Raw genomic sequence first — 18,862 nt, forward strand, 5'->3', positions numbered from 1 at the left:
CTTGCTCAACTATTTAAAGCTTTACAACCACCACATTCCACAACGGGCCATCGGTGCCAAAACACCCATCCAGGCGCTCAAAGAATGGCAGCAAAAGAAACCGGAGCTATTCGTTAAGCGCGTTTATGATCAAACGGGACTGGACAGTTACCCAAGGTGAACAAGACCATCAGCGACAATAACAATATTTTGCGCGGAATCTTGCCCGTCAGGGCAGTCAGCACGGGCGCGCCGACGGCAACGCCCAGCGCGTACAGGCTGACCAGCAGGCCGGCCGATGGCAGATTGACGCCCAGGTCTGCGGCAATGGTGGGCAACAGCCCCACGATGACAAACTCGGTGGTTCCGATGGCAAATGCGCTGAGGGTCAGCGCGAGCAAGGCAATGGGCATGAAAGACTCCGATATAAGTGCATGCAAAGGGTATGCGGTGCGAGGCTTGCAGTATCGGGGCTTTCTTTGTTTCGAAAAATACCTCCACAGGAAGAAGATACTTGCTTCATAATCAATAATAGAGGATGCCATCGCGCCATGGGCTGAGTGGCAGCGGCAGTAGGCCCTGGCACGCCAGGCGCCTAGCGTGACAGGGAACTGCTACCGGGACTGGTGCGCGGCTCCGGCTTTTCCATCTTTTTCGCCTTGACCTGCGGCTCCAGCTCAGGCAGGCTGGGAAGCCGCCGCTCCGCCTTGGCGGCGGGGGACTCGGCATTGCGCCATTGCGCGGCAGGCAGCTGCGGCAAGCGTTCGCGCTCTGCCCGCAGGATGACGCCCATTGCCGCATCGACCGGCATTTTCACTGTCGCCACTTCCAGGCTGGCCGCGTCTTGCCGCAGCGGGGCGACTTTCTCCATCTTGCGCACCAGTTGCAGCGATGACTGGCGAAACGCCTCCGTGTCCAGCCATGCCGGAATGGCGGGCATGAGCGACACCGGGTCGGCCTGGCCGGCGCTGAACGGTTTGTCGGGATACCCATCGGGCGAACGCTCACGCACATCCACGACTCCTGAACGCAGCAGCAACTCCGCGCGCCCCTGCGCCAGCAACTTGCTGCGCAGCTCGTTTGCTGCCGGCTGATAAAAGGCATCGATGCCGGCGCTGTGGACCAGCGCGGCGGAAGCGACCTGCTTCAGGTTGGCGGCGGCCAGCAGATCTGCCGTCAGCAGCCATTGTTCGGCGCTGGGCAGGCGCTTGATGGACTCGCCAAGGGCGGCGTGCGCCACTGTCGCCAGCTGCGCATTCAGCTGACCGGGATCGCGCTGCAATGCCGCGATTTTTTCCGCATTGGCAGGATCGCCCAGGTACCGGGCCAGACCAGCCGTCACCTTGATGGCATTGCGCTGGTGGCCCATGCGCAGGCGGGACAAGTCGGGTACCAGCACGCGCACCCTTTGCTCCGAGGGCAGATCGCTTCTCAAGGTGAATGCATAGGCGTTTTCATCGGCATCGACGCGCAGCGCCACGGTCAGCATCTCGGTGGAGTGTCCATCGATCGGCTGCGGACTGGTGCCAGGCGACACCAGCAAGGCGCGGCTGGACTTTTCCGCGATCCAGTACTTCATCCTGGCACGCCCCGTGTTCATCAGGCGGGCATTTTCTTCGGGCGCGGCCAGGGTAAACGTATAGACGTCCTTGTCGCGCTGAAAATCGGGCAACTCCAGCGGCACTCCCATCTGCAACGGCAGCACATGCTCGATCAGTTGCCCCGACAGGAACATATAGGCAGGATGCGTGGCACGGTCAGGCTTGACGAGCGAAATATGATCGGCATTATCGATCGCCACCGGGCGCCCGCCGCACACCCGCGTGGCGCTGCCCCATTGCACGATGCGCACGCCGCTCACATCGGCCGTTTCATAGGCGCAACTGACGCGCGGCTTGACCGCCAGGCTGGCCCAGTCGTCGCTGAGCTGCTTGAGCACGTCATTGCTGTCCACCGGCCGCAGGTGCGACAGCGCGGGATGGCGCGCCGCCAGGTCCGCCAGCTGCGCCACCTGCGCCCCCTCCATGGGAGCACTGAACAAGACAATCAGCGGCACCTTGTCGGCCAGCTCGGGGGCCTTGTCCAGATTATTGGCCAGGTAACGCATGATGACGAGTCCGCCCATGCTGTGCCCGACAAACACGACGGCCGGGTAATCGAGCACGCCGGATGGCCGCAGATAGCTTTGCAGCTTGTTGGCCGCTTCGCGGATATCGAGCGAGCCGCCCGTCATGATGTTGGAGCTGAAGCCGAAGGCGTAGCTATCGACTTGCGGCCCCAGCCTGGCATCGTTCTTGAGCAAGCGAAAGAAACTCTCGCCATGCGCGCCCGTCCACGTGCCGCGCGTGCTGCCAAAGATGCCATGCACGAACACCACGGCGATTTTATGCCGGGGATCGGCACGCTCAACCCAGCCCGGATCCTCGCTATTCACGGGCGCCGGCTTGTGGCATGCGGCCAGCAAAACAAGGCCAACGGCAGGGCCAGCGGCAAGGCAAGCAGCGATGAGGGCTCGCCACCACCACTGGCGGCAAAAAACGATAGCCGTTCGCATCGTTGCACTCCCTTTCCATGGTCACCATGGTCACGCGCACCTGCATGCTGGCGTCACGGCGCACTGCCAAACCAGTATGCGCCGCCAGCACCCGCGCATGGCACGATTAGCCGATTGTTTGATCTGCCTACAACTGTCGCCAACACCATGGAACCAATGGTCGCAATTGACCTACAAACCGGCGCGAACCAGCTCTGCTACACTGCCCCGCTAGCAAGGGAGAGCAGTCACATGAATTCAGAAAAACTGGCGCTGCTGGTTACGCGCGAAATGCCATATGGGAAGTATCAGGGACGCTTGCTGGCCGATTTGCCGGGACACTACCTGGGCTGGATCGCGCGCGAGGGCTTCCCCTCTGGCGAACTGGGCAGTTTAATCGCGCTGATGTACGAGCTCGACCACAATGATTTGCGCGGCTTGCTCGACCCCTTGCGCACGCGCAAGTCGCCGTGGCGGCCGGGCGAATAAGCCAGCACTTAAAACTGGCGCACCTTCTTCGCCAGCATGGCGCTGAACTCGCCATTTTCCACCAGCGTTTGCAGCTCGCTGGCGCCGCCGATGAGCACGCCATTGACAAAGACCATGGGGAAAGTCGGCCAGCCCGTCCACATTTTCAGGGCATTGCGGCGGTGCCACTGGTTCAGATAGCTGCCGTATTGCAGATACTGGTAGGGCGTGCCCAGCACGTCGAGAATCTTGCGCGCCTTGCGGGGAAACGGATTGAGCGCCATGCCGACCACCACCACCTGGTGCGCGGCGATGGCCGCCTGCACTTCGCGCACGATGTCCTTGTGCTTGCTGCCGATCAAGGGGCGGGCGGCGGGATGGATCTGGGCTTCGTCAAGGAGGGCGCGGGTCATGAAAGTCCTGGGGTCAGTGGCACGTGGCGTGCGGATCACGCATTGTGCCACGCACGCAGGCTGGCGTGGGCTACACTGCACCTCTTCTCCCCTGCGCGTCAAATATATGCAAGAAATCCATCCCATGCCTGAATGGCGCCGCACCCGCCGCCTGCTCGGCTCGCTTCTGCTGGCTGCCAGTGGCGCCAGCGCGTACGCTGCGGCCGATCCCGGCCTTGAAAGCGGCCTGATCCAGGCGCTGCACCTGAAAAAGGGCACCACGGAAAGAGTCGGCACCTCGGGCAAGGCCATCGCCGCCTACATGCGCGAAGGCTACATCGGCAAGCACCCAGAGCAGCGCGTCGACTACACCGATTACTACCTGCTGAAAAAACCGGCCAGCTTCATGGGACATGAACTGGTGCTGATCGAGGAAGAATACATCACGCACTACATCGGCTGCTGCGTCAGCCCCGGGGCCGGCGTGACGGTGAAAGTGCGCGGCAGCACGCAGACGCTGCAAGCGTTCGCCCGCGCCCAGCGCTGCACCTTGACCGATCCTGTCGATGTTCAACATGAACTGAGCGAGGTGGCCATCCAGACCAGGCTGCCCAAGGGCCATTACGCCGCAATGAGCTGCCGCGAACGCGACGCGGAGCGCGAAGAGCCGTGATGGCGGATGACGTTCAAAACAGCTCGTCGAGCAGCGAGTAAAATTGCAGCTTGCCTTGATCGACATCAAGGATCCCATATTGCTGCACAAACCTTTGCTGTAGCGAAGCGTCCAACTCACCGAGCGCACGCCAGACGATGGCCAGGTCCTGATAGCGGTCGGCCACGCCGGCCCGTCCCACGTCGATGCAGCCGACGACGGCGCCTTCCTGCATCACGATATTCTCCGGCGAGAAGTCGCCATGCGTGACGACGAGGTCGGGCGTGATCGGCAGGCAGGCCTGCAGCGCCGCCCACACCTGCTGCGCCGTCCAGCCTTGGCGCCCGGCATCGAAATCGTCGGCATCGACGAGGCCCCCATCGATGCGCTGGCGCGCCTGGGCCAGCCGAACGGCAGCGCCGGCGTCGAACGGGCAGGCGTTCACGGACAGCGCGTGCAGGCGGCGCAGGAAGGCCGCCAGCGCGTCGGCCACGGCGGGAGCCGACGCGGGGTCCGCCTCCAGCACCGCAGACGCCGTTGTGCCTGGCATGGCATTCATCAGCAGCCAGGCCTGGTCAGGACCTGCCGCGCGGGCGAATTGCACCACCGCCGGTACGGGCAGGTACTGCGCCAGCCAGCGCAAGCGCGCCAGTTCATCGGCGATGTCGGCGGCAGCAACACCCCTGCCGTGCTTCAGGTACAGGTCCGGCGCACCGTCCCTGCCCTGCAGCCGGTAGACGGCAGCGTCCGACTCACCGACGCTGTCGCGCGCCCAGTGATAATCGGCCACGGCGGCGCGCAGGCTGGCGGGCATGGCGGCCAGCATGGCGGCTTGTTTCTTTTTGGGGATGTTCATCTGCCTGGTCTTTGCGCTATGCCAGCGGCACGTGCAAGCCCATCTTGAGGCAAGTCAGGGCCACCGAGGTGCGGTAGCGCCGGATATTGTCATCGCCGCCGAACAGGCGTTCCGTCAACGCCTCGTACTCGGCCATGCTGCTGGCGGTAATGATCAGCAGGTAGTCGGCCTCGCCCGTGATCCCATAGCACTGCTGTATGGCAGGCTCGGCCATGATGCGCGCGCGCATGCCGGCCGTGCGCTGCGGGTGCTCGTCGTGCAAATGCACTTCCACCGTCAAGATCAGGGGGCGACCCAGGCGGCTCGCATCGAGCACGGCCACTTCATGACGGATCACCCCGCTCTCGCGCAGGCGGCGGATGCGCCGCTGCACAGCCGGCGCCGACAAATGCACGGCCTGGGCGATTTCGCGCTGCGAAGTCGTGTTATCGCGCTGCAAAATGTCCAGGATGGCCAGATCGAAGGCATCGAGGGCGATGGAAGGCGTGAGCGAAAGTTGCGTCATGGAGGTCAAAATGCAGTACAAATATCGGAGCAGACACAATAAACTTTCGCTATTCCGATATCAAGCCTTTTATCACCATGCCATTGCGTCGCTATTCCTCATTGATTCCCCTGCTCGCCATCCTCGGCTCCGTCACCTGCCTGGGACTGGGCACCTCATGGGCCAAGCACAGCCTGTTCCCGCTGGTCGGCGCACAGGGCACGACAGCCGTGCGCGTGGGCTTTTCTGCCTTGCTGCTGTTGCTGTTCTGGCGCCCGTGGCGCTGGCAGCTGAGCCGCGCCGACCTGCGCACGGTGGCCCTGTACGGCGCGGCGCTGGGCTTGACCAACCTGTGTTTCTACATGGCCTTGCGCACGATACCGTTCGGCATCGCCGTGGCGATCGAGTTCTCCGGCCCGCTGGCCGTGGCACTGCTGGCCTCGCGCCGCCCCATCGACTTCGTCTGGGTGGCCCTGGCCGTGGCGGGACTGGCGCTGCTGCTGCCGCTCGGTCACGACGTCAGCAATCTCGATCCCACCGGCGTGCTGTTCGCCCTCGGCGCCGCCGTCTGCTGGGCCTCGTACATCGTCTTCGGCAAGCGCGCCAGCCATTTGCATGCGGGCCACTCCGTGTCGCTGGGCCTGGCCATGGCGGCGCTGGTGGTCGTGCCCGTCGGCGTGGCGCACAGCGGCGCCGCCCTGCTCTCGCCCGTCGTGCTGGCTGTGGGGCTGGGCGTGGCCCTCATTTCCAGCGCGATACCGATCTCGCTGGAAATGGTGGCCCTGAAGCGGCTGACGCCGCAAGCGTTCGGCATCATGAGCAGCATGGAACCGGCCGTCGCGGCCATGCTGGCGTACCTCCTGCTCGACGAACGGCTGGGTGCCGGGCAGTGGCTGGCCATCGCCATGATCATGGCCGCCTCGATGGGCAGCTCGTACATGGCGCAGCGCATGAGGAAACCGGCGCCGGCCGCCGCCGTGCATACCTGAATCCTCCTTGCCCTCAATGCGCGGCAGCGCCCGCCACGTGGGACGCCAGATTGCGGCGCGCCAGCCACGCCAGCGGCAGCAAGGCGAGCAAGGCGGCGGCCACGCCGGCCCATGGAGACGACGCCATCAGCTGGCGCGAGACCATCAGCGCCCCCAGCATGGAGCCGAAGGAAATGCCGAGATTAAACGCGGAAATGTTCAGGCCCGAGGCGAAATCGACGGCGTGCGGCGTGTAGCGCTCAGCCGTGGCCAGCATGCCAGCCTGCAGGGCGGGCGACAGGCCAAAGGCGAACACGCCCCAGACGAACAGCATCACCGTCATCATCCATGGCGAGCTGATACTGAGGGCCACGCCCGCTTGCGTGACGGCCAGCAACAGCAGCATCACACGCAAGGCCTTTTGCCAGCCCAGGTGGCTGGTCAGGTAGCCGCCCGCCAGGTTGCCGGCAAAGGTGGCCGCGCCAAACACGATCAGCAAGGCGCTGGCCAAGGTGGCGGAAAAGCCTGTCACCTCCGTCAGGATGGGCGTAATAAAAGTGAAGGCGGCAAAGCTGCTGCCGAAGCCGAACGTGGTCACCGCCATCATGGTCAGGATGGGACCGCTGCCCAGGGCCGCCAGCTGCGTCATGGCCTTGCCGCCCTTGCCTTGCGCTAAACCTGCCGGCAGCCAGCGCGCCATGGCAAGCAGGCCCAGCGCAGCGAGCACGACGACGGCAAAGAAGGGCAAGCGCCAGCCCATCAGGTTGCCGAGAAAACTGCCGAAGGGCACGCCGACCACCATCGCCAGGGTCAATCCCGCGAACATCACGGAAATCGCCCTGCCAGCCTGCGCCTTGCCCACCAGGCTGGCGGCCACGGTGGCGCCGATGGCAAAGAAGGTACCGTGCGCCACGGCCGTGATGACCCGCCCCACCAGCAACCATTCAAACGTGTGCGAAAAAGCCGCCAGCAAGTTACCGGCCAGGAACACGCTCATCAGCCCCAGCAAGGCCGCCTTGCGCGGCAGGCGCGACATCAGCAGCACCAGCAGCGGCGTGCCGATGGCCAGCGCCAGCGCATACAGGCTGACCAGCGAGCCAGCCGATTCGATGGAAATGCGCAAATCCTTCGCGATAGTCGGCAAGATGCCGACGACGATGAATTCGGTGACGCCGATGGCAAAGGCGCCGACGGCCAGCGCCAGCACGCCGGGCGGCATGCTGCGGGCTGGAGGGGAAACAGGGCTTGCGGTGGTCATGGTATTTCTCCGGCAGAGTTCAAGCCAGCCAGTGTATCGATGGAATTACTTTTGATATAGACTTCGATAATGGAAACACCTGTGAAATGGATTCAATAATGGCCCGGCAAGACATCAACCGCGCGTTCGAGATGGCCGTGTTTGCGGCCGTGGTGGAAACGGGCGCCTTTTCCGCCGCCGCGCGCCGCCTGTCCCTGACGCCGTCGGCCGTCAGCAAGCTCGTTAATCGCCTGGAAGCGCGGCTCGGCGCGCGGCTGCTCCAGCGCAGCACGCGCCAGCTGCACACCACGCCCGAGGGCGACGCCTTCTTTGTGCAGTGCAAGCGCATCCTCGACGATATCGATGGCGCCGAGCGCGAAGCATCGCAGGGCGCCGCGCCGCGCGGACGCTTGCGCATCAACTGTTTCGTGCCGTTCGGCGTGCGCCATCTGCTGCCCATCCTGCCCGAGTTCGCGCAGCGCTATCCCGACATCGTGCTCGACGTCGTCGTCAGCGACGCCATCGTCGACTTGCTGGAAGACCGCACCGACATCGCCATCCGCACGGGCAAGCTGAAGGAATCGAACTTGGTGGCGCGCAAACTCGGTGAAGATGCGATGGTCGTCGTGGCCGCCCCTGCCTACGTGGCGCGGCATGGCCTGCCGCGCACGCCGCAGGAGCTGTCATCGCATAATCTGCTGGCGTTCAACTTCCGCTGCCAGAACGAAACCTGGCCCTTTCTCGATGCGGCGGGCAACACCGTGCAAGTGGCGCCGCAGGGCAATACCTGCGTCAGCGATGGCGAAAGCATGCGCCAGTTGGTGCTGGCAGGCATGGGACTGGGACGTTTTTCGCGCCAGCACGTGCAGCGCGACATTGCGCAAGGTCAATTGGTGGAGGTGCTGCAGGACTGCAATCCGGGCGACAAAGAACTCGTGCACGCCGTCTTCGTGGGTCCGGGCCTGCAAGTGCCGGCCCGCGTGCGCGTGATGCTCGATTACCTGCTGGAAAAGGTGAAGTTGGGCGAGGCTTAAGCCACCGCCGCATCCAGGCGCAGCTGCCGGCCCTCGCCCAGCATCAGCTCGAATTCCGCCGCCGGCACTGCCGGGCTGAACAGATAGCCTTGCAGCTGGTCGCAGCCCAGTTCGCGCAGGAAGCGCATCTGCTCGGCCGTTTCCACCCCTTCGGCAACGATTTCCTGGCGCAGCTGCTGCGCCATGGTGACGATGGCACGGGCGATGGCGCAGTCGTTTTCCTCGAACGGCAAGCCGATGACGAAGGAGCGGTCGATTTTTAATGTACTGATGGGGAATTTCTTCAGATACGCGAGGCTGGAATAGCCGGTGCCGAAGTCGTCCAGCGCCAGCGCCAGGCCCATGGCCACCAGCTGGTTCATGATGTCGATGACCTTGTCGGCGCCGCGCATCAGCAGGCTTTCCGTGATTTCCAGCATGATCTGGTCGGGCCGCACGCCGTAGCGTTCCAGCACGGCCGCGATGCGCGCCGGCAGTTGTTCGTCGAACTGGCGCGCCGACAGGTTGACGGCGATGGCCGGCATGTGCAGGCCCCGGTCTTCCCAGCTGCGGATCTGGCGGCAGGCCTCGTCCAGCACCCAGGTGCCCAGCTCCAGGATCAGACTGGTCTCCTCGGCGACGGGAATGAAGACGCCGGGCGAGACCATGCCGCGCATCGGATGCTTCCAGCGCAGCAAGGCTTCCGCGCCCACGATGCGCCCGCTGGCCAGGCTCACTTTCGGCTGATAATGCAATTCCAGCTCCTTGTCGCCCAGCGCCAATCGCATTTCGCTTTCCAGGCGCAAATGTTCCTTGGCCCTCCGGTTCATGTCTTCGCGATAGAACAGGAAGGTCGATTCGATCGTCTGCCCCGCCTTGGCCACGGCCACGTCGGCAAAGCGGAACAGGGCTGGCGCTTCCAGGCCGTCTTCCGGATACACGGTGATGCCGATGCTGGCGCCCACGTGCAGAGCGTGCGTATCGATATTGATCGGCGCCTCTAACAGGTTGAGCAGCTTTTGCGCCACGTTTGCCGCGTGTTCGCGCTTTTCGATATGCAGCAGGGCGACGACGAACTTGCTGTTGTCGACCCGCGCCAGGATGTCGGCGTCGCGCAGGGCGCCACGGAACAGCTCGCCGATGGCGATCACCAGCTGGTCGCCCACTTCATGGCCGAGCGTGTCGCTGATGGAACCGATGCGGCTGATGTCGATGACCATCAGTGCGCCATGCGTGCCCTGGCGTTTCGCTTCGGCCAGCCCCTGGTTCACCAGCTGGTTCAGCAGGCAGCGGTTGGGCAAGCCCGTCAGGCTGTCGTAGTTGGCCATGCGCTGCATGCGCGCCTCGGCATCCTTGTGCACCGAGATATCGGAAAACAGGGAAAACACGTGGCTGATTTCGCCGAACTCGTCGCGCACGACGCTGATGGTGACGTCTTGCGGGAACAGTTCGCCATTCTTGCGCTTGCCGATGATTTCGCCGCGCCAGGAACCGTGTCCCCGCATGGCGGCACGCACCTTGGCGCGGAAGTCGGGGTCGTGCACGCCCGAGCGCAGCAAGTCGGGCGTGCGGCCGATGGCTTCGGCTGGCGAGTAGCCGGTGATGCGGCTGAAGGAACTGTTGATCGAGACGATGCGCTCTTCCGCGTCCGTGATCAGCACGGCTTGCTCGCTGTCTTCGATGATGCGCGCGTGCAACCTTACCTTGTCCACGTCGGACAGCGGCTCGCTCATGGCCGACAGGCGCACGGCCATGCCGCACGCCTTGCCCGCCTGATCGAAGATCACGTGGCGGTGCATGCGCAGCCACGTCACCATGCCCGACTTCTTGCGCCGGCGCACGTCGGTGGCCACGTCGCCCTGGGTGAAATGCAGCTCCAGCACGCTCGCTTCGGCGTCGTCTTCCGGATACAAAAACAGGATGTGCTGGCCCAGCGCTTCCAGTTCGGAATAGCCGAACATCTGTTCGGCGCCATGGTTCCAGCCGATCAAGAAGCCGTCGGGATCGATTTCCAGCAAGGCGTCGGCTGGCGCCACGCGCACCACGGGCCGGCTGGCGCCGCGCAGCCGCTCCAGTTCTTCCTGCAGCCGCGCCAGGGTGGCGGCCTGCTGCGGCCCCGCCTGTTCACGGGCATCCTGGGCCAGGCGCAGGCACAGCGCAACCTTCGCCTCAAGCATGGCAACCCCACTCCAGGGCCAGGTCAGGGGAACATATCAGGGGCGCTGCGGTGTGTGTAATCATCAAAATCCCACTACGGGGCGTGGAGGTCGGGCGGGAAATACTGTGAATATGGTAACTTAAAAGTGTTGGCGTATGTCAACATTTTACGGCCTACGCCGAATGGCCCGGCAGATGCTGCGCCAGGCGGGAAAACACATCCGGTTCGCGCATGCGCGCCATCCACCAGCGCAATGCGGCGCCATCCTCGCCCACTCTCCAGGCCAGGTAAAACGTTTCCGACGGTTTTGGCTCTTCCACGGCCTTTTCCACCAGCAAGCCGCGCGCGATGGCGGCGCGGGCGCACGGCCCCGGCAGGAAGCCAAAACCCAGTCCCAGTACCTGGTAGTCGAACTTGACCTGCATGTTCGGCACGCTCAGGGCATCTTGTCCCAGCAGCAGCCCCACCGTGCGCGGCGCCATCTGGCGCGCCGAATCGGCCACCACCACGGCCCGGTGCTGCTGCAGGTGGCCGCGCGACAAGGGTTCCTGCACTTGCGCCAGTGGATGCGTGGGCGCCACGGCAAAGACGAAGTCGAGCATGCCGATCGGCTGCGCGATATAGCCGCCGCCCGCCGGCCCGTCGCCGGGGGCGCCCACCAGCAAGTCGGCGCGCCGGTCCAGCAGCGCTTCCCAGGTGCCCGACAGGGTGTCTTGCGACAGGCGCAAGCGCGTCTGCTGCGCCACGTCGTAAAAGGCGCGCACGTCGTCGGCCAGGGCCACGGCGGAAAACATGGAATCGATGCCGATGGACAATTCCGTTTCCCAGCCGGACGCCACCCTGCGCACGCGGTGCTCGAGATCCTGCGCCGCCTTCAATAAATAGCGGCCCTCCTTCAGCAATTCCTGTCCGGCCGCCGTCAGCATGACTTTCGGGCCATTGCGCTGGAACACTTGCACGCCCAGGTCGTCTTCCAGCTTGGCCACCGTATAGGAAATGGTAGACGGGACTTTATGCAACTCCTTGCCGGCCGACGAGAACGATCCGCGGCGGTCGATGGCGTCGACAATTTGCAGGGCTTCCAGGCTCAGTCTTAACATTCGATTTTTTCGATCATAGGTCGCAAGATTTTCCGTTTTTCTTTCTCTATAGAGGGGCCTATACTTTCTCCATCGTACAGCGAAGGGCAGAAAGAAGCCACGGCATAGCGCCAGGCAACGGTCCTTCGAAATTATCGCACATTAACCTTTAGAAACGGAGTCCACCATGTTACAGATTCGTCATAGCGAAGAACGCGGCGCCGCCAACCACGGCTGGCTCAATTCCCACCACAGCTTTTCCTTCGGCAGCTACCATGATCCCTTGCACATGGGCTTTGGCCCCCTGCTGGTGATCAATGAAGACCGCGTGACGCCAGGCCAGGGTTTCGGCACGCACGGCCACCGCGACATGGAAATCATTTCGTATGTGCTCGACGGCGCGCTGGAACACAAGGACAGCATGGGCACCGGTTCCGTTCTGCACTACGGCGACGTGCAGCGCATGAGCGCCGGCAGCGGCGTGCGCCACAGCGAGTTCAACCATTCTGCCACGGATGGCTTGCACTTCCTGCAGATCTGGATCCAGCCGAACGTGACGGGTATTCCGCCCAGCTATGAAGAGAAACACTTCACGCCGGAAAGCAAACGGGGCAAGCTGCGCCTGATCGCTTCCGCCGACGGCCGCCAGGGTTCCGTGCTGATCCACCAGGATGCGGCCATCTACGCCAGCATCCTGCAGGAAGGCGAACAGGCCGAACATGCACTGGAAGAAGGCCGCCTCGCCTATGTGCACCTGATCCGCGGCAGCCTGGTGGTCAACGGCACGCCCTTGAAAGCGGGCGATGCGCTGAAACTGACGCAGGAAACGGCCGTGACCATTACCCAACCGGAAGACGCGGAATTTCTGCTCTTCGATCTGCCTAAATAATTAACAAATAAATATACAGAAAGAGAAAATCATGGAAAACAAAACCAACGTCTTGCTCCCCCTCGGCCGTGCCGCCCTTGGCGTGCTGTTCTTTGTCTCGGGCTTGCTGAAAATCAGCGGCTTTGCGGGCGTGGCCGGCTACATGGCCAGCCAGGGCTTGCCAATCGCCAATATCTTGCTGGTGGGCGTGATCGTGCTGGAAGTGGGCGGCGGCCTGCTCTTGATCACGGGCTGGCAGGCGCGCTGGGCGGCCCTGGCCCTGGCGCTGTTCCTGATCCCCACCACCGTGATCTTCCACGCCTTCTGGAGCGCGGACGCGGCCCACTTCCAGGACCAGCTGACGAACTTCCTGAAGAACCTGTCCATCTTCGGCGGCATGCTGTTGCTGGTGGAGCGCGGTTTTCGCCAGGCCAGATGAGGCCGGGGGCTGCCTGTCACCGTTTTGTCATCAAGCTGACATGGCGCTGTCACATTAGCTGACTATCATGCGATTGCCATTTAATCACGCAACCACAGGACATCGCAGCCCATGAACAAGCCCAACGATCTGGCCATCAACGCCACCGATCTGAACGACATCGACAGCAACGCGTCCCACGACAACCACTTCAACAGCATCCTGAATGCCCGCCTGAGCCGCCGCAACTGGCTGCGCGGCAGCGCCGTCACGGCCGCTACCGCCGTCATGGGTTCGATGGGCCTGTCCGCTTGCGGCGGCGGCAGCGATGCGGTCGCCGTCACGCCGACACCGACGCCGACACCCGAAAAACTGCTGGCCTTCACGGCCGTGCCGAAAAGCCTGGCCGACGTCGTGTCGGTGCCGGCCGGCTACACGGCCACCGCCCTGTATGCGCTGGGCGACTCGCTGCGCGCGGCCACGCCAGCCTACAAGAACGACGGCAGCGATACCGATTTCGACAACCGCGCCGGCGACCACCACGACGGCATGGAATACTACGGCCTGTCCGCCGCCGGCGCGCCGCTGGCGTCCGGCGCCGAGCGGGGCTTGCTGGCCATGAACCATGAAGCGACGACGGATGAAAAACTGTCCTCGCACTTCCTGCACGTGAATGGCGGCACCACCTCGCTGCCGCGTCCCGCCGCCGAAGTCGACAAGGAAGTGGCCGTCCACGGCCTGAGCGTGGTGGAAGTCAAGAAGACGGGCAGCGCCTGGGCCACCGTCAACGATTCCGCTTTCAACCGCCGCGTCACGCCACTGACGGACATCGAGATCGCCGGCCCGGTGCGCGGCAACGCCCTCGTGGTGACCAAGTATTCGCCGACCGGCACCAAGACGCGCGGCACCATCAACAACTGCGGCACGGGCAAGTCGCCATGGGGCAGCTACCTGTCCGGCGAAGAAAACTGGGCCGGCTATTTCACCCGCTCGGCCACCGACAATGCCGCGCGCGGCGACAAGTCCGTCGCTTCGCTGAACCGCTATGGCCGCAGCCAGGGCGCCGGCTCGCGCCACGGCTGGGAAACGGGCGGCAGCGACGACAAATACGCGCGCTGGAATCTGAGCAAGATTGGCACATCCGCCAATGGCAGCGACGACTACCGCAATGAATTGAACGGCATGGGCTACATCGTCGAGATGGACCCGTACGACAAAACCAAGGCTATCCGCAAGCGCACGGCGCTGGGCCGCTACGCGCACGAAAGCGCCGCCTTCAGCGTGCCGGCCGTGGGCCAGCAGCTGGCTGTCTACATGGGCGACGATTCGCGCAACGAATACATCTACAAGTTTGTCACGGCGGCAGTCTGGGCCGCCGCCGACGCCAACCCGGCCGACCGCATGGCCACCGGCGACAAATACCTCGATTCGGGCAAGCTGTACGTGGCCAAGCTGGCCGCCGATGGCACGGGCCAGTGGATCGAGCTGACCATGTCGAACGCGCTGATCCAGGCGTACGGCGCCTACAAGTTCGCCGACCTGGCCGATGTGCTGGTCAATGCCCGCCTGGCGGCCGACGCCGTGGGCGCGACGAAGATGGACCGCCCGGAATGGTGCTCGGTCAACCCGGCCAATGGCGAGATCTACTACACGCTGACCAACAACTCGAACCGCACCGTCAATCCGAGCGGCTCGTCGCAGCTGGCGCCGGACAGCGCCAACCCGCGCGCCTACACGGACATGAAGGGCAGCAGCGCGCAGAACGGCAACCCGAACGGCCACATCATCCGCTTCAAGGAAGGCACGGGCGCGGCCGCGGCCACCAGCTTTACCTGGGATGTCTACCTGTTTGGCGCCGAGAGCGGCGCCGATGCCAGCAAGATCAACCTGTCGAACCTGACGGCCGACCAGGATTTCTCGAGCCCGGATGGCCTGGCCTTCAGCCCGTACACGGGCATCTGCTGGATCCAGACCGACGACGGCGCGTACACGGATGTGACCAACTGCATGATGCTGGCAGCCATTCCCGGCAAGGTCGGCGACGGCGCCAAGTCCACCCTGAACTACGCCACGGCGGCCGGCGGCAACCTGGCGGTCGATACCTTCATCGGCAAGAAACCTACCGCCGATACGCTCAAGCGCTTCCTGGTGGGGCCGGTCGGCTCGGAAATCACGGGCATCAGCGAAACGCCCGACGGCAAGACCATGTTCATCAACATCCAGCATCCGGGCGAAAACACGGCGCTGGCGAATATCGGCGATCCGTCCAAATACACGAGCCAGTGGCCGGCCAACGCCGGTTATGGCGCCGGCAAGCGTCCCCGCTCGGCCACCATCGTGATCACCAAGAACGACGGCGGACGCATCGGCAGCTGACGTCCCGTGCCTGGCGGAGGCATCCGCCAGGCAAAGCCGGCAATTCACCTTGTAAAAGGAGGAAGTGTCCCTAAGTAAGGCTCATCACCAGACATTGCAACGACCGAATGGCAGCCAGGGATAACGTTTCCCTGCTTTTTGGTATGATGGCAAGGCGCGTCGGCACCGCAGTGGTGTTGCGCGCCTTTTATTTTTGATAATTACTTATATGAGCACAACCATGCAAAGCGGCGCAGACCTCCTGGCGACAGGCGAATTGGATTACACGACTTCCTGCGCACTGCCGACGCCGTGGGCCCAGTTCACCTTGCACGCCTTTGTCGAGCACGCCACGGGCAAGGAACACCTGGCCATGGTGCTGGGCGATATCGGCAATGGCGAACCGGTGCTGGCGCGCGTGCATTCCGAGTGCCTGACGGGCGACGTACTGTTTTCCCAGCGCTGCGACTGCGGCGCCCAGCTCGAAGGCGCCTTGAAACGCATCGCCGAGGAAGGCCGCGGCATTTTGCTGTACCTGCGCCAGGAAGGGCGCGGAATCGGCCTGATCAACAAGATCCGCGCCTACCGCCTGCAGGAGGCCGGCGCCGACACGGTGCAGGCGAATGAACAGCTGGGCTTCAAGGCCGACGCGCGCAACTACACCTTGTGCCAACCCATGTTTGCGCAATTTGGCATCCGCAGCCTGCGTTTGATGACGAACAACCCGCGCAAGATCGCCGCCATGGAAGCGCTGGGCATCACGGTGGCCGAGCGGGTGCCGCTGCTGGTGAACCGCAACGCCTTCAACCAGCACTACCTGAATACCAAGCAAAGCAAGCTCGGTCACATGATGACGCCGGAAACGGCGCCGGCGCTGGAAGACGGCGCCCTGTAATTGCCGCTCCGGCTTGCCGCTCCGGCTTGCCGCACCGGCTTGCCGCGCCGGCTTGCCGAGCTGGCCCGCGCCCGCTTCGCTCCTGCTCACGCACAAAGGATGCATGAAATTATCTGACTACGCCTGCCTGCTGGCCAGCCTGTGCGCTGCCGCAGGCGCACACGCGGCCCCCACCGCTTCGACTCCCCCCATCAAGCCGCCACCGGCCACCGCCGCGCCCGCCGCCACCGAACATGCGGCCCTGCCGCCGCCCTCGTCGGCCGCGCAAAAGCTGTACACGGCCGCGCGCGCCGACATCCTGCAAGTGCGCGTGCTGCTGAAAAACGGCCGCACGCAGTCGTCCGTCGGTTCGGGCTTTTTGATCGGCACGGGCGACCTGGTGGTGAGCAACTATCACGTCGTGTCGCAATTCGCGCTCGACCCCGATACCTATGTGGGCGAATGGGTCGACACCAGCGGCCAGCGCGGCAATGTGGAATTGCTGGCCGTCGACGTGCTGCACGACCTGGCCGTGCTGCGCGTGAACCGCCATGGCACGGGCTTTTTCAAGATGCCGGAACCACTGGCGCCGCTGACGCAGGGCCAGTACCTGTATTCGATGGGCAATCCGCTGGACCTGGGCTTCGCCATCTCGGAAGGCTCGTACAACGGCGTCGTCACGCGCAGCTTCTACGACCAGCTGATGTTTACGGGACCGATCAATTCCGGCATGAGCGGCGGCCCCAGCGTGACAGCGAATGGCGACGTCGCCGGCATCAATGTCTCGAAACGCCTCGATGGCGAACTCGTCAGTTTTCTCGTGCCCGCCCGCTATGCCCAGCAATTGCTGGCCAAGGTGGCGCAGCAAGGCAAGCCGCCGAAGGACTTCAAGCCTTTGGTAACGGCGCAGTTGCTGGCGCACCAGGAAGTCATGCTGGCGCGCCTGCTCGATACGCCCTTGAGCCTGAAAGCCATGGGCCCGTACCGCGTGCCCGTGCGCGAGTCGGACCAGATGCGCTGCTGGGGCCGCTCCAACGTCAAATCCGACAAGCCCTACATGCTCGACAACACCAGCTGCGCAATGGAGTCGGCCATCTTCATCTCCGGTGCCCTGCAGACGGGACAAGTGTCGATGCGCCATGAATTTTTGCGCAGCAGCGAACTGGGCGCGTTGCGCTTTTCCGAACTGGCCAGCGCTTCGTTCAAGAATGAAAGTTTCGGCAGCTACAAGAGCGTGAATCTGACAGGCCCGCAGTGCACCGAACAGTTCGTCAAGAACAAGACGCTCCCCCTGCGCGCCGTCCTGTGCGTGCGCGCTTACCGCAAGTTTACCGGCCTGTACGACTTTGCCCTGCTGGCCGCCAGCACCGACGAACCACTCATGAGCCTGCAAAGCCGCATCGACGCGCGCGGCGTGTCCTACGCCAACGGCATGCGCGTCACGCGCACCTTCCTCGAAGCGCTGTCGCGGGAAAGCAGCCGCAAGCCATGAAAGCACCGTACTTCATCGAAATCCTCGCCGAAAATGGCGAAGTGCGGCAACGCCAGCGGATCGAGTCCCTGCCGATCCGCATCGGCCGCGGCTACGACAACGACTTCATCCTCGACGATGCGCATACGGCAGCCGCGCACGCCATCGTCGAGGACGACGGTGCAGACGGCCTGCTGCTGCGCGACCTGGGCAGCCAGAATGGCGTGATCCACCGGGGGCAGCGGCAACTGCAGGTGGCCATGAGCGGCAACAGCATCGTGCGCCTGGGCCACACGCGCCTGCGCGTGCGCGCCAGCGATCATCGCGTGGCGCCCGAACTGGGCGACACCACCAGGCATGACTGGGAAGGCGTGCGCCCCGCCGTCGCCGGCCTGGCCATGATCGGCGCTTCGGCCGCCTTCAGCAACTGGCTCAGTGATGCGGAAGCCTTCGAGCCGATTTCCTACCTGATGATCGTCGCCTACGCGCTGGCCGGCGGCCTCGTCTGGGCGTCGATCTGGGCCGTGGCAAACCGCCTGTTCGGCCATGTGGCGCGCTTCGGCCGCCACCTGTTCATCATCGGCTGCGGCTTGCTGGCCATGGAGGTGTGGGAACTGGGCAGCAACATGGCGGCGTATGCGCTGTCGCTGGAAGTGCTGACGCGCTACGGACGGCACATGTTCATCGTCATCGTCTGCGCCATGATCTACTACCATTTGTGCACGATCAAGCCGCAGCACCCGCGCCGCTTCGGCCTCGTGGCCATCGTGCTGGCCATCCTTGGCTCGACCCTGATCCTGCTGAGCAACCTGCAGAGCAGCGGCCGCCTGGCCGACGAGGCGTACATGTCGGTGATCTACCCGCCCGCCTTGCGCCTGAGCCCGGACCACACGACGGACGCCTTCTTGCGCGACGCGGCCAGCCTGCAGCGCGCCGTCGACGCCGAGCGGGGCAAGGCGGCCAAGGGTGCCGACGAAGACGACGACAGCGGCGATTAAGCCGCCGTCATGCAAAAAGCCCGCCGTGTCCTGACAGACCGGCGGGCTTTTTAACGGGC

At 64.0% G+C, this 18,862-nt stretch carries 17 protein-coding genes and 2 pseudogenes; 11 read left to right on the forward strand and 8 right to left on the reverse strand.

The window, feature by feature from the left end:
• Positions 1–160, forward strand: a pseudogene (locus AC54AF_RS12365) (IS481 family transposase); the annotation flags it as partial.
• Here AC54AF_RS12365 and AC54AF_RS12370 read toward each other — a convergent pair.
• Positions 147–392, reverse strand: a pseudogene (locus AC54AF_RS12370) (MFS transporter); the annotation flags it as partial. The pseudogenes AC54AF_RS12365 and AC54AF_RS12370 sit on opposite strands and share 14 nt — an antisense overlap.
• A gap of 182 nt (positions 393–574) precedes the next feature.
• Positions 575–2,413 carry an esterase/lipase family protein gene (locus tag AC54AF_RS12375; protein ID WP_496636782.1) on the reverse strand — a complete coding sequence of 613 codons (1,839 nt, stop codon included), beginning with the start codon at positions 2,411–2,413 and terminating at the stop codon, positions 575–577.
• A 351-nt stretch (positions 2,414–2,764) separates the two neighbouring features.
• Here AC54AF_RS12375 and AC54AF_RS12380 point away from each other — a divergent pair, with 351 nt between their 5' ends.
• The gene (locus AC54AF_RS12380) at positions 2,765–3,001 is read left to right on the forward strand and encodes a DUF3820 family protein (RefSeq protein ID WP_496636783.1); all 237 of its coding nucleotides are present in this window, start codon (positions 2,765–2,767) and stop codon (positions 2,999–3,001) included.
• A gap of 8 nt (positions 3,002–3,009) precedes the next feature.
• On the opposite strand, the gene AC54AF_RS12385 is transcribed toward AC54AF_RS12380, so the two are convergent.
• The gene (locus tag AC54AF_RS12385) at positions 3,010–3,393 is read right to left on the reverse strand and encodes a glutaredoxin domain-containing protein (RefSeq protein ID WP_496636784.1); all 384 of its coding nucleotides are present in this window, start codon (positions 3,391–3,393) and stop codon (positions 3,010–3,012) included.
• A gap of 124 nt (positions 3,394–3,517) precedes the next feature.
• On the opposite strand from AC54AF_RS12385, the gene AC54AF_RS12390 reads away from it, so the two are divergent.
• The gene (locus AC54AF_RS12390) at positions 3,518–4,045 is read left to right on the forward strand and encodes a hypothetical protein (RefSeq protein WP_496636785.1); all 528 of its coding nucleotides are present in this window, start codon (positions 3,518–3,520) and stop codon (positions 4,043–4,045) included.
• 13 nt (positions 4,046–4,058) lie between these two features.
• Here the strand turns inward: AC54AF_RS12390 and AC54AF_RS12395 are convergent, their stop codons facing one another.
• Both AC54AF_RS12395 and AC54AF_RS12400 read right to left on the reverse strand, forming a co-directional pair.
• On the reverse strand, positions 4,059–4,880 hold the full coding sequence (locus tag AC54AF_RS12395; RefSeq protein WP_496636786.1) for an APH(3') family aminoglycoside O-phosphotransferase: 822 nt from the start codon (positions 4,878–4,880) through the stop codon (positions 4,059–4,061).
• Between the two features lie 16 nt (positions 4,881–4,896).
• On the reverse strand, positions 4,897–5,385 hold the full coding sequence (locus tag AC54AF_RS12400) for an Lrp/AsnC family transcriptional regulator (protein WP_496636787.1): 489 nt from the start codon (positions 5,383–5,385) through the stop codon (positions 4,897–4,899).
• A gap of 77 nt (positions 5,386–5,462) precedes the next feature.
• Here AC54AF_RS12400 and AC54AF_RS12405 point away from each other — a divergent pair, with 77 nt between their 5' ends.
• Positions 5,463–6,353: an EamA family transporter gene (locus AC54AF_RS12405; protein WP_496636788.1), complete on the forward strand. Its 891-nt coding sequence runs from the start codon at positions 5,463–5,465 to the stop codon at positions 6,351–6,353.
• A 13-nt stretch (positions 6,354–6,366) separates the two neighbouring features.
• Here AC54AF_RS12405 and AC54AF_RS12410 read toward each other — a convergent pair whose 3' ends face one another.
• On the reverse strand, positions 6,367–7,590 hold the full coding sequence (locus tag AC54AF_RS12410; RefSeq protein ID WP_496636789.1) for an MFS transporter: 1,224 nt from the start codon (positions 7,588–7,590) through the stop codon (positions 6,367–6,369).
• Positions 7,591–7,676: 86 nt separating this feature from the next.
• On the opposite strand from AC54AF_RS12410, the gene AC54AF_RS12415 reads away from it, so the two are divergent.
• Complete coding sequence (locus AC54AF_RS12415; protein WP_496636790.1) at positions 7,677–8,603, forward strand: LysR family transcriptional regulator; 927 nt, start codon at positions 7,677–7,679, stop codon at positions 8,601–8,603.
• Here the strand turns inward: AC54AF_RS12415 and AC54AF_RS12420 are convergent.
• Both AC54AF_RS12420 and AC54AF_RS12425 read right to left on the reverse strand, forming a co-directional pair.
• A complete protein-coding gene (locus tag AC54AF_RS12420; RefSeq protein ID WP_496636791.1) occupies positions 8,600–10,759 on the reverse strand; it encodes a putative bifunctional diguanylate cyclase/phosphodiesterase in 2,160 nt (719 codons plus the stop codon). The genes AC54AF_RS12415 and AC54AF_RS12420 overlap by 4 nt on opposite strands.
• Before the next feature lie 154 nt (positions 10,760–10,913).
• Positions 10,914–11,840, reverse strand: coding sequence for a LysR family transcriptional regulator (locus AC54AF_RS12425; protein WP_496636792.1), 927 nt, complete (start codon positions 11,838–11,840; stop codon positions 10,914–10,916).
• A 166-nt stretch (positions 11,841–12,006) separates the two neighbouring features.
• Here AC54AF_RS12425 and AC54AF_RS12430 point away from each other — a divergent pair, with 166 nt between their 5' ends.
• From AC54AF_RS12430 to AC54AF_RS12455, 6 genes are all read left to right on the forward strand, one after another.
• On the forward strand, positions 12,007–12,708 hold the full coding sequence (locus AC54AF_RS12430; protein WP_496636793.1) for a pirin family protein: 702 nt from the start codon (positions 12,007–12,009) through the stop codon (positions 12,706–12,708).
• A gap of 31 nt (positions 12,709–12,739) precedes the next feature.
• The gene (locus tag AC54AF_RS12435; RefSeq protein WP_131687239.1) at positions 12,740–13,126 is read left to right on the forward strand and encodes a DoxX family membrane protein; all 387 of its coding nucleotides are present in this window, start codon (positions 12,740–12,742) and stop codon (positions 13,124–13,126) included.
• A gap of 111 nt (positions 13,127–13,237) precedes the next feature.
• A complete protein-coding gene (locus AC54AF_RS12440) occupies positions 13,238–15,481 on the forward strand; it encodes a PhoX family protein (RefSeq protein WP_496636794.1) in 2,244 nt (747 codons plus the stop codon).
• 220 nt (positions 15,482–15,701) lie between these two features.
• Entirely contained in the window at positions 15,702–16,355 is a 654-nt protein-coding gene (gene ribA, locus AC54AF_RS12445; protein WP_131687237.1) for a GTP cyclohydrolase II, read from the forward strand.
• A gap of 103 nt (positions 16,356–16,458) precedes the next feature.
• Entirely contained in the window at positions 16,459–17,826 is a 1,368-nt protein-coding gene (locus AC54AF_RS12450; RefSeq protein WP_496636795.1) for a S1 family peptidase, read from the forward strand.
• Complete coding sequence (locus AC54AF_RS12455) at positions 17,823–18,803, forward strand: FHA domain-containing protein (protein ID WP_496636796.1); 981 nt, start codon at positions 17,823–17,825, stop codon at positions 18,801–18,803. Before AC54AF_RS12450 ends, AC54AF_RS12455 begins: the two co-directional genes overlap by 4 nt.
• Positions 18,804–18,862: the final 59 nt, after the last annotated feature.

It is taken from the genome of Janthinobacterium sp. JF4 (assembly GCF_059617925.1).

What these genes read in the sequence shown, in the direction of transcription:
- AC54AF_RS12380 (WP_496636783.1), top strand. Translation starts at nt 2,765, where the DNA reads ATGAATTCAGAAAAACTGGCGCTGCTGGTTACGCGCGAAATGCCATAT.
- AC54AF_RS12385 (WP_496636784.1), bottom strand. Translation starts at nt 3,393, where the DNA reads ATGACCCGCGCCCTCCTTGACGAAGCCCAGATCCATCCCGCCGCCCGC.
- AC54AF_RS12390 (WP_496636785.1), top strand. Translation starts at nt 3,518, where the DNA reads ATGCCTGAATGGCGCCGCACCCGCCGCCTGCTCGGCTCGCTTCTGCTG.
- AC54AF_RS12395 (WP_496636786.1), bottom strand. Translation starts at nt 4,880, where the DNA reads ATGAACATCCCCAAAAAGAAACAAGCCGCCATGCTGGCCGCCATGCCC.
- AC54AF_RS12400 (WP_496636787.1), bottom strand. Translation starts at nt 5,385, where the DNA reads ATGACGCAACTTTCGCTCACGCCTTCCATCGCCCTCGATGCCTTCGAT.
- AC54AF_RS12405 (WP_496636788.1), top strand. Translation starts at nt 5,463, where the DNA reads ATGCCATTGCGTCGCTATTCCTCATTGATTCCCCTGCTCGCCATCCTC.
- AC54AF_RS12410 (WP_496636789.1), bottom strand. Translation starts at nt 7,590, where the DNA reads ATGACCACCGCAAGCCCTGTTTCCCCTCCAGCCCGCAGCATGCCGCCC.
- AC54AF_RS12415 (WP_496636790.1), top strand. Translation starts at nt 7,677, where the DNA reads ATGGATTCAATAATGGCCCGGCAAGACATCAACCGCGCGTTCGAGATG.
- AC54AF_RS12420 (WP_496636791.1), bottom strand. Translation starts at nt 10,759, where the DNA reads ATGCTTGAGGCGAAGGTTGCGCTGTGCCTGCGCCTGGCCCAGGATGCC.
- AC54AF_RS12425 (WP_496636792.1), bottom strand. Translation starts at nt 11,840, where the DNA reads ATGTTAAGACTGAGCCTGGAAGCCCTGCAAATTGTCGACGCCATCGAC.
- AC54AF_RS12430 (WP_496636793.1), top strand. Translation starts at nt 12,007, where the DNA reads ATGTTACAGATTCGTCATAGCGAAGAACGCGGCGCCGCCAACCACGGC.
- AC54AF_RS12435 (WP_131687239.1), top strand. Translation starts at nt 12,740, where the DNA reads ATGGAAAACAAAACCAACGTCTTGCTCCCCCTCGGCCGTGCCGCCCTT.
- AC54AF_RS12440 (WP_496636794.1), top strand. Translation starts at nt 13,238, where the DNA reads ATGAACAAGCCCAACGATCTGGCCATCAACGCCACCGATCTGAACGAC.
- ribA (WP_131687237.1), top strand. Translation starts at nt 15,702, where the DNA reads ATGCAAAGCGGCGCAGACCTCCTGGCGACAGGCGAATTGGATTACACG.
- AC54AF_RS12450 (WP_496636795.1), top strand. Translation starts at nt 16,459, where the DNA reads ATGAAATTATCTGACTACGCCTGCCTGCTGGCCAGCCTGTGCGCTGCC.
- AC54AF_RS12455 (WP_496636796.1), top strand. Translation starts at nt 17,823, where the DNA reads ATGAAAGCACCGTACTTCATCGAAATCCTCGCCGAAAATGGCGAAGTG.